The following is a 13,542-nucleotide window of genomic DNA, read 5'->3' as shown; positions in this document are numbered from 1 at the left end:
CACCCCCAGGAGCGAGCGATGGAAGTCTTCAAGACACACGGTGCCTTCAGCTGGTCCGAGCTGCTGACCAGCGACCCCGCCAAGGCGGCCGAGTTCTACGGCAAGCTCTTTGGATGGAGCGTCGAGTCCATGCCCGGCGGGCCGCCCGGCGCGCCGCCCTATCAGGTGCTGAAGGTGGGCGACACGGCCGTCGGCGGCCTGACCGCCTGCCCGCAGCAGGGCATGCCGCCCGCCTGGGGCGTGTACGTGACCGTGGACAACGTCGACGACACGGTGGCGCAGGCCAGGCAGATGGGCGCCAAGGTGCTGATGGAGATCATGGAGGTGCCGACGGTGGGCCGCATGGCGACGCTGCAGGATCCGCAGGGCGCCGTGTTCAACGTCATCACCTACGTGGAGATGCCGGACGAGAAGGCCTGACGTCCGGGACGGCCGCGCGGGGCGCGAGATAATCCGCGCCCCGTGAGTCAGAACACCAACGCCCCCGCCCCGCCGTCGCCGCCATCGCCGCCGACTCCGAAGGACCCCCGCCCGCCGCGCGCCGAGCGTCCGTCCGAGCCCGCCGCCGACCGTCCGTCCGCGCGACCGCCCCGGGGCGACCGCCCGCCGGGCACGGACCGTCCGCCCCGGGGTGACCGTGCGACCGGCGCCGACCGGGCGCCCGGGCCGGACCGACCGCCGCGCGCCGAACGTCCGCCGCGTGCCGACCGCCCGCCGCGGCCCCCCCGCGCCGACCGGGCGCCGGCCACGCCCATCCCGCCGATCGAGTTCCCCGAGTTGCTGCCGGTCTCCGGCCGCCGCGACGAGATCACGCGGGCGATCGAGGAGCACCAGGTCGTCATCGTCTGCGGCGAGACCGGGTCGGGCAAGACCACCCAGTTGCCCAAGATCGCGCTGGCCATGGGCCGCGGGCGCGGCAACGGCGGCGGGCTGATCGGCCACACGCAGCCGCGCCGGATCGCGGCGTCCAGCGTCGCCAAGCGCATCGCCGAGGAGCTCAAGTCGCCGCTGGGCGACGTGGTCGGCTACAAGGTGCGCTTCCAGGACCGGCTCTCGGCCGGCGCCTCGGTCAAGCTGATGACGGACGGCATCCTGCTGGCCGAGACGCAGACCGATCCGCTGCTGCAGGCCTACGACACGCTGATCATCGACGAGGCCCACGAGCGCAGCCTCAACATCGACTTCCTGCTCGGCTACCTGCGCGAGATCCTGCCGCGCCGGCCCGACCTGAAGGTGATCGTCACGTCGGCCACCATCGACGCGGACCGCTTCGCGCGGCACTTCGCCTCCGCCAAGGGGCCGGCGCCGACCATCATGGTCTCGGGTCGGCTGTTCCCGGTCGAGCAGCGCTACCGGCCCTTCGAGGAATCGCGCGAGTACGACGTCAACAACGCCATCTGCGATGCCGTCGACGAGCTCTGGCGCGACGGCCGCGGCGACGTGCTGGTCTTCCTGCCCGGCGAGCGCGAGATCCGCGAGGCCGCCGACGCCCTGCGCAAACACCATCCGCCCGGCGTGGAGGTGTTGCCGCTGTTCGCGCGCCTGTCCGAGCAGGAGCAGAACCGCGTCTTCCAGCCGCACGGCCAGCCGCGCATCGTGCTGGCGACCAATGTCGCCGAGACCTCGCTGACGGTGCCCGGCATCCGCTACGTCATCGATCCGGGCCTGGCCCGGGTCAAGCGCTACAGCTATCGCAACAAGGTCGAGCAGCTGCAGGTCGAGAACATCAGCCAGGCGGCGGCCAACCAGCGCGCGGGCCGCTGCGGCCGCGTCAGCAACGGCATCTGCATCCGGCTGTACGACGAGAAGGACTACCTCGGCCGGCCGCGCTTCACCGATCCGGAGATCCTGCGCAGCTCGCTCGCGGGCGTGATCCTGCGGATGAAGGCGCTGCACCTGGGCCAGGTCGAGGACTTCCCGTTCATCGAGCCGCCGCCGCGCAAGGCGATCGCCGACGGCTACCAGTTGCTCAATGAGCTGGGCGCCGTCGACGAACGCAACGAGCTGACCCCGATGGGCGACGAGCTGTCCCGGCTGCCGCTCGATCCACGCGTGGGCCGGATGATCCTGGAGGCGCGCAAGCGCGACGCGCTCAGCGAGGTGCTGGTGATCGCCAGCGCGTTGACCGGCCAGGACGTGCGCGACCGCCCGATGGACCAGCAGCAGCAGGCCGACGAGAAGCACAAGAAGTTCGACGACGAGAAGTCGGAGTTCATGGGCTATCTGAAGCTCTGGAAGTGGATCGGCGAGAGCCGCGGCGGCGAGGGCGAGCACAAGCTCTCCAACCGCCGGCAGGAGCAACTGCTGCGGGACAACTTCGTCAATCCGCGCCGCGTGCGCGAGTGGCGCGACATCTACTCGCAGCTTCACACCGTGGTGGCCGAGCACGGCTGGCGCCTGAACGGCGCGCCGGCGACCTACGAGCAGGTCCACCTGTCGATGCTGGCGGGCCTGCTGGGCAACATCGGCCTGAAGTCGGACGACGACGACTGGTACCTCGGCGCGCGCGGCATCAAGTTCTGGCGCCATCCCGGCGCGCACCTGAGCAAGAAGCCGGGGCGCTGGATCGTGGCGGCCGAGCTGGTGGAGACGACGCGGCTGTTCGGGCGCGGCATCGCGGCGATCGAGCCGCAGTGGCTGCCCGGCATCGCCGGCCATCTGATCAAGACCCAGTTGCTGGAGCCGCACTGGGAGAAGAAGGCCGCCGAGGTCGTCGCGCTGGAGCGGGCGACGCTCTACGGCATCGTGCTCTACAACAACAAACGCGTGAACTTCGGCCGCGTCGACGCGGCGGCGGCGCGGGAGATCTTCATCCGCGAGGCCCTGGTCAACGGCGACTGGGAGACGCGGCTGCCGTTCCTGGCCCACAACCAGAAGCAGATCGCCAAGGTCGAGGAACTGGAGCACAAGTCCCGCCGGCAGGACGTGCTGGTCGACGACGAGCTGATCCACGCCTTCTACGACCAGCAGTTGCCGGCGGACGTGTACTCCGGCGTGACGCTGGAGAAGTGGTTCCGCGAGGCCAGCAAGGCCAACCCGCGCCTGCTGCAACTCAGCCGCGACGAGCTGATGCGGCACGAGGCCGCCGGCGTCACCAGCAACGCGTTCCCGAAGACGATCCGCCTGGGCGGCGTCGACTGCGTCGCGACCTACCTGCATCAGCCCGGCGACTCCCGCGACGGCTTGACCGTCACCGTGCCGATCTACGCGCTCAACCAGGTCAACGACGAGCGCACCGACTGGCTGGTGCCCGGCATGCTGGAGGCCAAGGTGCTGGCGCTGCTCAAGAGCCTGCATCAGAAGCCGCGCGCGCGGCTGACGCCGCTGCCGGAGTTCGTCGCCGAGTTCGTCGAGTTGCACCCGTTCGCGCAGGGTGGGCTGGTGGACGTGCTGCTGAAGGCGGTGAAGGAGCGCTCGCAGGTCGCCGTGCAGCGCAACGACTTCAAGCTGGAGCAGGTACCGGCCCACCTGTTCATGAACATCCGCGTCGTCGACGAGCACGGCAGGCAACTCGGCATGGGCCGCCACCTGGCGACGCTGAAGGCGGAACTGGGCGGCCAGGCGCGCTCGGCGTTCCAGGCGCTGGCGGCGCTCAAGCTGCAAGGGCAGGGCGACGCGTCCGCCCCGGCGCCGGAGCCCGCGCCGTCCGCCGACGGCAAGGGGCCGCGCGTCGTCAAGGCGACGGTGGCGCCGCCGGCCAAGGCCGCGACCGATGCGGCCAAGGCCTACACCGCCTGGACCTTCGGTGAGTTGCCCGAGCTGATGGAGATCCGCCGCGGCAACCAGACGCTGATCGGTTTCCCCGCGCTGATCGACAAGGGCGGGCACGTCGAGATCGAAGTCTTCGACGAGCCCGACGTCGCCGCCGCCAAGCACCGCGCCGGCCTGCGCCGGCTGGTGGCGCTGCAGCTCAAGGAGCCGCTGAAGTACCTCGAGAAGAACATCCCCGACCTGACGCAGATGGCGGTCGCGTTCATGAGCCTGGGGACGGCGGAGGAATTGCGCGACCAGATCGTGGCCGTCGCGCTGGAGCGCGCCTTCCTCGCGGACCCGCTGCCTGTCGATGAATTCAGCTTCAAGGCGCGGCTGGAAGAGGGCCGCGCGCGGCTCAACCTGATCGCGCAGGAAGTGGCGCGCCAGGCCTTCAACGTGCTGATCGAGTACCAGGGCGCGCTGCGCAAGCTCAAGGACACGCGCTCGGCCTCGAAGGAGGTCGTCGACGATCTGCAGGCGCAGTTGCAGCGGCTGATGCCCAAGCGCTTCGTGCTGCAGACGCCGTGGAGCCAGCTGCAGCACTTCCCGCGTTACCTCAAGGGCATCACGCTGCGGCTGGACAAGCTGCGCGCCGACGCCGCCCGGGACGCGAAGCTGCTGGCGGAGTTGCGGCCGCTGGAGCAGCGCTGGTCGCGCCGGGTCGCGGAGCTCAAGGGCACGCCGGACGCGCGCATCGACGATTTCCGCTGGCAGCTGGAGGAGCTGCGGGTGAGCCTGTTCGCGCAGGAGCTCCGCACCCCGCAGCCGGTCAGTGTCAAGCGCCTGGACAAGGTCTGGGCGCAGTTACAAAACTGAGCGGAGAATCGCCCTTACTTCTTCAGGCGGGGACAACGGGTTTTCGGTCCAATCCAAGCTACAAAAGGTCCGTGGCCCTGGCACAGCTGGGTGCTGCTCATCACTCGTGTCTGAAACGATCAACAACTCCTCCGCCGCTCCGATGCGGCGATTCGGCCGCTTCGAGCTGCGCGCGCTGCTGCACAAGAGCCAGCGCAGCATGCTCTGGCTGGTGTTCGACACGCACCACGGCCAGGAGATGCTGTTGATGATGCCGCGCGAGAAGCCCAACAGCGAGTCGGCGATGCTGCACTGGCTGAAGACGGCGGACGCGGCGTCCCGTATCCATCACCCCAATCTGGCGCATGTGGTCGAGTCCGGCCGCATCGATCCCTGGCCTTACGTCGCCTACGACCGCGCGCTGGGCGAAACGCTGGAGGAGCGCATCGCCAAGGCTGGCGCGCCGCTGCCGCTGGACGCGGCGGTGTGGGCGGCGCAGGCGCTGGAGGGCCTGGCCTTCGCGCACGAGGCCGGCCATGCGCACCGCGACATCCAGGCGGCGCACATCGTCGTCGACGGTTCCAATCACGTGCGCGTGCTCGGGCTGGAGGTGGCGCAGGAGATCGTGCCCGCCAGCGCCGACTTCAACGCCGCCACCCGCCGCGTGGTCCGCGAGGCCGCGGAGGAAGACGTCGTCGGCATCGGCCTGGTCCTGCATCGCCTGCTGACCGGCAAGCCGGTGCTGGACGAACCCGACCTGCAACTTGTGCTGCATCGCATGCAGCCGCAGGGCCACGAGCTGGTGCGGCTGGGCTGGGAGACGCCGTACCCGATCCCCGAGCCGCTGCGCGCGATCGTCAATCGCGCCACCGACCGGCAGACGCGCCAGCGCTATCACCTGGCGCGCAGTTTCTGGCGCGCGCTGGACGGCTGGCGCCAGGCCGCGGAGCAGGACGACGGCGGCCCGATCGCGCTGCTGAAGGACAAGATGCAGCGCTTCGGCCATCTGCCCAGCACCACCAGCCGGCTGGTGACGACGGCGATGTCGTCGTCGCTGGAGGCGCAGCACGGCAGCCAGCTCGCGGCGATGGCGCTGAAGGACATGGCGCTGTCGCTGGAGCTGCTGCGCCGTGTCAACAACGCGCTGCGCCAGCAGGGACCGACCAGCGGCGGCACGGTGTTGAACCTGCAGCGCGCGATCGCGATGCTGGGCCTGAACGGCCTGGAGGAAGCGGCCCGCGCGATCAAGCCCTGGCCCGGTCCGATGAACGACGGCCAGGCCGCCTTCATGCAGAGCGTGATGCGCCGCGTGCAGCGCGCCGGCCAGGTCGCGCAGGCGCTGCGGCCGGCCGGCTACGACGCCGAGGTCGTCTACCTGATCACGCTGATGCAGAACCTGGGCCGGCTGCTGGTGCAGTACCACTTCCCGGACGACGCCCAGCAGATCCGCCAGCTGCAGGTGGCGCCGGAAGTCTCCGAGGACAACCCCAATCCGCGCGGCATGACCGAGCAGTCCGCCGCCTACGCCGTGCTGGGCTGCGACCTGGAGAGCCTGGGCCTGGCCGTGGCCAAGTACTGGGGCCTGGGCGACGAGCTGCAGCACATGATGCGCCGCCAGCCGCAGGAGGCGCCGGTGCGCCATGCCGACGGCGACACCGAGGTGCTGCGCCTGACCTGCAGCCTGGCCAACGAATTGATCGACGCGCTGGGCGTGCCGGAGCGCAAGCGCCAGACGGCCATCGAGCTGGCGACGCGGCGTTACGCGCGGGCGCTCGGACTGGGCTTGCGCGAGGTCTACGACGCGCTGGGCGCGCTGCAGGGCGGTGATCTCGGGCTGGAGGCGGTCACCGATCCGGCGGTCGGCGTGGCGGCCACGGTGGCGCCGCGGTCGCGGTTGCGCGAACGGGCCGAGTCGGCCTCGTCCACCTCGCCGGCCATGCCCGCCCCGCCGGCGTCGGCCGCCTCGGCGCCCGCGGGTGGCCCGGCGCCGGACAAGGATCGGTCATGACCGTGATGCCGCCCGCCGTCGGGCGATTCAAGCCGCTGCGCAGCCTGGGAAAGGGCGCGCAGGCGGTGGTCTGGCTGGCCCACGATCCCCGGCTGGACCGCGAGGTCGCGCTGAAGGTGCTGACGCAGGGCACGGACCGCGCCAGCGTCGACGCCTGGCTGCACGAGGCCCGCGCGGTCAGCCGCCTGACCCACCCCAACATCGTGCCGGTCTTCGAGGCCGACATCGAGGCCGGGCAGGCCTACATGGTCTTCGAGTACGTGCCCGGCGGCACGCTCACCGAGCGGCTGCGCCAGCGCGGCCGGCTGCCGGCGCGCGACGCGGTGACGCTGATGCTGGGCATCCTGGACGGGCTGCACGCCGCGCACCAGGCCGGTGTCGTGCATCGCGACCTGAAGCCGTCCAACATCCTGATCGACGGGCAGGGGCGGCCCAAGGTGATGGACTTCGGCATCGCCGGGCGCGTCAGCACCGTCGGTCTGCCGGGCGCCAGGCCCGACCGCATCGTCGGCACGCCGGGCTACATCTCGCCGGAGGCGGCGCGCAGCGAGCCGGCGGCGCCGGTGATGGACGTCTTCGCCGCGGCGGTGATGCTGAGCGAGATGCTCTCCGGCCAGCGCCTGAACTACGACGCCGATCCCTGGCGCGCGGTGCGGCGCGCCATGGAGCAGACGCTCGATCCGCCGGCCGACCTGGGCCCGGACAGCGACGACGCCCTGCGCGCGGTGCTGATGCGCGGCCTGTCGCGCGAGACGGCGCAGCGCTGGCCCGACGCCAAGTCCTTCCACGACGCGCTGGCCGCCTGGCTGCATCCGGCCAGCGAGGCGCCGGCCGGCGGCGAGGGCGGCAATGCGACGCTGGACTTCCTGCTGCGCCGCATGCGCCACCGCAGTGACTTTCCGGCGATGGCCGATTCCGTCGCGCGCATCCAGCGCATGACGCAGTCGGAGAACGAGAGCCTGACCACGCTCTCCAACGAGATCCTCAAGGACGTGGCGCTGACCAACAAGCTGCTGCGGCTGGTCAACACGGTGCAGTTCAGCCATGCCGGCGGCGGGCACATCAGCACCGTGTCGCGCGCGGTGGCGTTGATCGGTTTCGGCGGGATCCGCAACCTGGCGCTGTCGCTCGTGCTGCTGGAGCGGATGGAGAACAAGGGCCATGCGCAGCGGCTCAAGGAAGAGTTCCTGCGCTCGCTGATGGCCGGCTCGCTGGCGCGCGAGTTGTGCCTGGTGCCGCGCGAGAACGAGGAGTCCTTCCTCACGACGATGTTCCAGGGGCTGGGCCGCCTGCTGGCCGAGTTCTACCTGCCCGAGGAAGCCCAGCAGGTGCGCCGGCTGGTGCGGCCGGAGCGCGGCATGGGCGACCAGGCCGCGCCGCCGGTGAGCGAGGGCGGCGCGTCGGCGCAGGTGCTGGGGCTGAGCTACGAGGACCTGGGGCTGGGCGTGGCGCGGCAATGGGGTTTCCCGGACAGCCTGCAGCGCAGCATGCGCCGGCCCGAGGGCGACGCGCCGACGCGGCTGGTCGAGCATTCGTCCGACCGCATGCGCTGGCTGGGGCGCGCGAGCAACGATGTCGCCGAGGTCATCCTGAACAGCGATCCCGCCGAGGCGCACGCCAAGGTGCGGGCGATGGCCCAGCGCTACGCGCGCGGCCTGGGCGTCGAGGCCAAGGCCTTCGAGGCGGCGGCCGACCAGGCGCGCCAGCGGCTGTCGCAACTGGCGCTGGCGATGGACATCCAGCTGCCCAAGGGCTCGCCGGCGCAGCGCCTGCTGGCGCCGCTGACGCCGTCGCCGGAGGACACGCTGTCGCCGCATCAGCTGCAGGCGACGCTGGTCGACGGCCAGACGCCCGCGGGCGCGATTCCTCCGGAGCAGGCGGCGGCGACGCTGGCCGCCGGCATCCAGGACATCACCAACGCGATGGTCGAGAGCTTCAAGCTCAACGAGATCCTGCGCATGATCCTGGAGACGATGTACCGCGGCCTGGGTTTCCGCCGGGTGATCTTCTGCCTGCGCGATCCCAAGACCGAGACGCTCACCGGCCGCTTCGGCCTGGGCGAGGGCGTCGAGGCGGTGGTGCCGCTGTTCCGGGTGCCGCTGCGGGTGATGCCGGGCCTGCAGGCCGACCTGTTCACGGCGGTCTGCACCAAGGGCGTGGACACGCTGATCGCCGATGCGTCGCAGCCCAGGATCGCGGAGCGCCTGCCGCCGTGGTTCCTCAACGGGGCCAAGGCGCACAGCTTCCTGATCCTGCCGATGGCGCTGCGCGGTGCGCCGTTCGCGATGATCTACGCGGACAAGACGCAGCCGGGCAGCGTGGTGCTGGACGAGAAGCAACTCTCGCTGCTGCGCACGTTGCGCAACCAGGCCGTGATGGCCTTCAAGCAGGCGTCCTGAGCGTCGGCCGCGCGGCCGCCGGATGCCGGCGGCCGGCGCGGACCCTCGGGTCTGGCGCGCGGCGCCGGGCCGCGCTCAACGGCGCGGGCCCCAGTGGCCGCCGTTCCAGCGGCGCACGCCACGGTCGTAGCCCCAGAAGCCGTTGAACCAGACGTAGCCCACGACGGGCGGTCCGGCGGCGTAGCCGGCGTCATAGACCGGCGGTCCGTAGGCATAGGGCTGGACCGGCGCGACGACGCAACCGGTCAGCGAGGCCATGAGCGCGGTGGCCGCCAGGGTCAGGAGGAGGGGACGGATGACTCGCATGATGGGCCTCCAGAAAAGGGGGGATGCGTCTGAAACGCCTCCCGCCCCTCCCTCGATGACCCCCTGGGCCGGACATTACCCGCCCGACAAGAAGTAACGAGCCGTGGTCGATCCGTCCGCCGTCAATACGGGCCGTGCGCCAGCCAGTGCTCCAGCTGCGGCATGCGGTCGTTGCCCCAGAAGCGCTCGCCTTCGACGATGAAGAACGGTGAACCGAACACGCCGCGGGCCTCGGCGAGGTCGATCTCGGCCTTGAGACGGGCGCGGGTGGCGCTGTCGTTGGACAGGGCCTGGAGCTGGTCGGGGCTGATGTGCTGGGTGGCGCACAGGTCCTGCAGGACTTCGCCCTGCGCGATGTTGCGGTCGTCGACGAAATAGGCGCGGTAGACGGCCTGGGCGAACTTGCGGCCCTGCTCGGGGTCGCGGTCGTTGAACCAGTGGAACAGGCGCGCGGCCATCTCGGTGTGCAGGCCCAGCGAGGAGGGCGTGTTGAACGGCACGTCCATGAAGGCCGCCAGGCGTTCCACGTCGCGGCGGATGTAGTCGCTGCGCATGACGCTGCTGGGGATGCGGATGCGTTCAAGCGACTGGAAGTTGGCGTCGAGCACGATGGCATGCCAGTTGACGTTGCGGCCGTGCTTGGCGGCGACCGCGTCGATGGTCTGCGCGGCGATGTAGCCGTAGGGCGAGGCGAAGTCGAAATAGAAGTCGATCGGGGCAGACATGCGGGCTCCTGGTTGGTCCGCGCCACAGTGGGGGAGGCGCGGGCGCGCGGATTGTAGGAGGGTGCCCGGATCGGGCCGGGGCCGCATCCGCCGGATGGGTGGGGCGGGCAACGCGTGCGCGCCGGCCGGCGCGCATAGACTGCGCCGATGATCACCGTCCACCACCTCAACAACTCCCGCTCGCAACGGGTCCTGTGGCTGCTCGAGGAACTCGGGCTGCCCTACGAGATCAAGCATTACCAGCGCGACCCGAAGACGATGCTGGCGCCGCCCGAGCTGCGTGCCGTGCACCCGCTCGGCAAGTCCCCGGTGATCACCGACGACCGGCTGGTCGTCGCCGAGTCCGGCGCCATCCTGGAGTACCTGGTCGACCGCTACGGCGACGGTCGCCTGAAGCCGGTGGCGGGCACGGAGGACGCGCTGCGTTACCGCTACTGGATGCATTACGCCGAAGGCTCGGCGATGCCGCCGCTGCTGCTCAAGCTGGTCTTCGACCGCATCGAGCGCGCGCCGGTGCCGTTTTTCGTCAAGCCGATCGCCCGGGGCATCGCCGCGAAGGCGAAGGCGACCTTCGTGCAGCCGCAGATCGACAGTCACATGAACTACCTGGAAGCGGAACTGACCAGGAACCCATGGTTCGCGGGCCCGCAGTTCACGGCGGCGGACGTGCAGATGAGCTTCCCGCTCGAAGCGGCCGTCATGCGCGGCGGCGCCGTGGCGCGGCAGCCCCGCATCACGGACTTCCTCCAGCGCATCCACGCGCGGCCGGCGTATCGGAAAGCGTTGGAGCGGGGTGGGCCGTATGAGTTGTTGGGTGGGGGCTGAGGTTGATCTCGGCATGACGAACTCGTCGATCGTCATGTCGATGTCGGCGCAGATCGTGTGGAGCAACGTGGGGCGAATGTCGCAGCCCGCGTGAAAAGGCACGGTCGTCGTCCGGCCGTCCCCATGACGATAGAAGCGATGCGCTCCCTTGCCAGCCCTGCGGACGAATCCGAGCGCGAGCAGGGGCCGTTCGACTTCCCTGGCGGTGAGCACCGGCTCACCGGCGCCCATGGGGCTACTCCAAACGAAGCGTGGTGTTGAACGCGATTCCGCCTTCGATGTCGTCGGATTCCTCGCGCGGGTGACGCGCCGACCACACAGTCCCTATTGCTTCGCCAGGAAGTACGCCACCAGCGCATTCGCATGCCCGTGGCCCATCTCGTGGTCGGCCTTCAGCAGGTTGACCAGCTCCATGTGCTTCATCGGGCCGGCGGCCTTGAGCGTTTTCATCCAGTGATCGATCGGCTGGCCGTACTTCTTCTCGATGGAGGGGAAGTAGGAGGCGGGGCCTTTGACTTTTTCTTCGGTGGGCATGCGCAAGCTCCGTTGTTGAGGTGGACGAGGGATATTCAGACGACGAACGAGGCGCGTCGGATTCGACACGCCTCGGGTCGAGGCATCGACCGATTAAAGCAGCGCTGCGTTGTCCGTCAGGCCCATGGGTGAGCGGCGAGGCGCCGCTATAGTCCCGCCTCCGTTGCCATCCCCGCATTTCCCGTCGCGCCCATGCCCATCGCCGACATTCGCGCGGCGATCGAGGCCGAGCTGGCCGCGACGCCCGAGTATTACGACTTCAAGGTCCTGCGCGCCGAGCAGGACGGCGCGCTGTGGCGCGTGACGCTGGAACCCGGCTACGTCTTCGCCGAGGGGCAGCGGCCGGGACAGGTCTCCGCGCAGACGCTGCTGGACGACCGGCTCGACGGCGCCTCGGCGTGGTGGGGCGCGCCGACCAAGGGCGGGGCGAGCGTGCTCGCGGTGGCGGTGGAGGACGACCAGTTGGTGCTGCAGAACGCGACCGCGCCGCCGCCCGACGCGGGCCATCTGATCCGTCTCTACCCGCCGCGGTTCCTCAACGCGGTCGCCGATGCGTGGTGGGACACCGGCTGGGCGACGCGCGCCGCCGCGTGCCTGCCGGGCCTGTCGCGGCCGCGGGCCCGGGACGACGCGCCGGGGCTCGACGGCTCGCCGTTCCGGTGGCTGCGGCCGGCGCAGCGCGCGGCACTGGCGCTGGTCGGCATGGACAACGCCTTTCTCTGGGGGCCGCCCGGCACCGGCAAGACGACGACGCTGGGCGTGCTGCTCGCCGAGTACCTGGACCGACGGCCGACCGCGCGCGTGCTGTTGCTGTCGACGACGAATCACGCCGTGGACCTGGCCACGCTGGCGGTCGACAAGGCGTTGCACAAGGGCCGCCGCGAGCACCTGCGAGACACGGTGCAGCGGCTCGGCGCGCGCTTCGACGCGGCCGCCTACGAAGGCCGCGAGCACCTCATCCCGGCGCTGGACCGCGACCTGATCGCGCGCCTGGCGCAGGCGGAAGCAGCGCGGCCGTCGTCGCGCGACGCGACTGGATTGAAGGCCTGGTCTGATCGCGTGTCCCGGCTGCGCGACGAGCTGCGATCGTCCTCGCTCCAGGTGCTGCGCCGTTGCCGGCTTGCTGCCATGACGACGACGCACGCGGTCTTCACGCTGAGGACGCTGCGCGAGCTGTCGGCCGATGACGAGCCGCCCTTCGACCTCGTCGTCTTCGACGAGGCGAGCCAGGTCAGCCTGGCGCATGCGCTGGCGCTGATGCCGCTGGGGCTCGCTTGCCTCTTCGCCGGGGATCCGCAGCAGCTGTCGCCGGTGCTGCGCAGCGAGGACCGCGGCGCGCGGATGTGGCTGGGGCGGTCGCCGTTCTCGGCGATGCCCAAGGACGGGCCGTCGGTGGCGTTGCTGGACGAGCAATCGCGCATGGCGCCGGCGATCGGGGCGCTTGTCAGCGACATGTTCTACGACGGCAAGCTGCGCGTGGCGGCGGATGCGCAGGCGTCGCCGGCCTGGCGGGCGGAGCGGGCGCGGGCGATCGACGACATCCCCGCGGAGGTCCACGTCCAGGTGCGGCACATGACGCGCGACGGCCACTGGTCCGCCGCCGACCGCGGGCCGGTGCGGCGCGAATCGGCCGATGCGATCGCGGCCACGGTGGCCGCCGCGCTCGACAGCGGGGACTGGGCCCCGCATGAGTTGATCGTGCTGACGCCGTTCCGCGCGCAGCGGGCGTTGATCCGGCAGCGGCTCTTCGCGGCCGGGGTCGACGAACGCGTCAAGGTCAGCACCGTGCACCGCGCGCAGGGCAGCGAGGCGCCGGTGGTGTTCTTCGATCCCGCGGACGGCACGCAACCTTTCCTGCGCACGGAGGAGGCCCGGCGCCTGCTCAATGTCGCGCTGAGCCGCGCGCAGGCGAAGGTGGTGGTCTATCTATCGGCGGCGGACGCGACGAACGAGATCCTCGCGCCTATCCTCAACCGGATGCGGCTGGCCGGCGACACGCGCGAGGCGGTGCCGCTCGCGACGCTGGCGAAGCAGCCGACGTTCCCGTTCAACACGCGTGGCCTGCGTGTGGCGGCCGGGCGGATCGTCGGGGAGGTGGCGCGCATCGCCCCAGACGGGCGGCAGTTCTGGCTGATCAATGAACGCACCGGCGCCGAGCAGCTCATCGACGCCGGGTTCTGGCGCCGACAATGAAAAA

At 70.7% G+C, this 13,542-nt stretch carries 8 protein-coding genes and 2 pseudogenes; 6 read left to right on the top strand and 4 right to left on the bottom strand.

Going from position 1 to position 13,542, the window contains the following annotated elements; translation table 11 throughout:
* Positions 1-18: 18 nt before the first annotated feature.
* From CDN99_RS01785 to CDN99_RS01770, 4 genes are all read left to right on the top strand, one after another.
* Positions 19-420: a VOC family protein gene (locus CDN99_RS01785; protein ID WP_088382392.1), complete on the top strand. Its 402-nt coding sequence runs from the start codon at positions 19-21 to the stop codon at positions 418-420.
* Positions 421-462: 42 nt separating this feature from the next.
* Positions 463-4,569: an ATP-dependent RNA helicase HrpA gene (gene hrpA, locus CDN99_RS01780; protein WP_088382391.1), complete on the top strand. Its 4,107-nt coding sequence runs from the start codon at positions 463-465 to the stop codon at positions 4,567-4,569.
* Between the two features lie 106 nt (positions 4,570-4,675).
* Positions 4,676-6,556: a serine/threonine protein kinase gene (locus CDN99_RS01775; RefSeq protein WP_141100592.1), complete on the top strand. Its 1,881-nt coding sequence runs from the start codon at positions 4,676-4,678 to the stop codon at positions 6,554-6,556.
* Positions 6,553-8,955: a serine/threonine protein kinase gene (locus CDN99_RS01770; RefSeq protein ID WP_088382389.1), complete on the top strand. Its 2,403-nt coding sequence runs from the start codon at positions 6,553-6,555 to the stop codon at positions 8,953-8,955. The genes CDN99_RS01775 and CDN99_RS01770 overlap by 4 nt, the downstream gene beginning before the upstream one ends.
* A gap of 75 nt (positions 8,956-9,030) precedes the next feature.
* Here the strand turns inward: CDN99_RS01770 and CDN99_RS01765 are convergent, their stop codons facing one another.
* On the bottom strand, positions 9,031-9,261 hold the full coding sequence (locus tag CDN99_RS01765; RefSeq protein ID WP_088382388.1) for a hypothetical protein: 231 nt from the start codon (positions 9,259-9,261) through the stop codon (positions 9,031-9,033).
* Positions 9,262-9,383: 122 nt separating this feature from the next.
* Positions 9,384-9,962: pseudogene (locus tag CDN99_RS29075) on the bottom strand (2-hydroxychromene-2-carboxylate isomerase); the annotation flags it as partial.
* A gap of 171 nt (positions 9,963-10,133) precedes the next feature.
* Between CDN99_RS29075 and CDN99_RS29070 the strand changes: the two are divergent.
* Positions 10,134-10,811, top strand: coding sequence for a glutathione S-transferase family protein (locus CDN99_RS29070; protein WP_088382387.1), 678 nt, complete (start codon positions 10,134-10,136; stop codon positions 10,809-10,811).
* A 51-nt stretch (positions 10,812-10,862) separates the two neighbouring features.
* Here the strand turns inward: CDN99_RS29070 and CDN99_RS29700 are convergent.
* Together CDN99_RS29700 and CDN99_RS01745 are read right to left on the bottom strand one after the other, a co-directional pair.
* Positions 10,863-11,042: pseudogene (locus CDN99_RS29700) on the bottom strand (type II toxin-antitoxin system HicA family toxin); the annotation flags it as partial.
* A gap of 93 nt (positions 11,043-11,135) precedes the next feature.
* Positions 11,136-11,345, bottom strand: a complete 210-nt coding sequence (locus tag CDN99_RS01745) for a DUF4287 domain-containing protein (protein WP_088382386.1) — start codon at positions 11,343-11,345, stop codon at positions 11,136-11,138.
* 192 nt (positions 11,346-11,537) lie between these two features.
* Here CDN99_RS01745 and CDN99_RS01740 point away from each other — a divergent pair, with 192 nt between their 5' ends.
* Positions 11,538-13,538: a DEAD/DEAH box helicase gene (locus CDN99_RS01740; protein ID WP_088382385.1), complete on the top strand. Its 2,001-nt coding sequence runs from the start codon at positions 11,538-11,540 to the stop codon at positions 13,536-13,538.
* Positions 13,539-13,542: the final 4 nt, after the last annotated feature.

Origin of the sequence: Roseateles aquatilis, from assembly GCF_002205645.1 — a bacterium.
Classification (GTDB): Bacteria; Pseudomonadota; Gammaproteobacteria; order Burkholderiales; family Burkholderiaceae_C; genus Roseateles; species Roseateles aquatilis.
The sequence above is the reverse complement of the archived record's forward strand: the minus strand, read 5'-3'. Positions and strand labels throughout refer to the sequence as shown.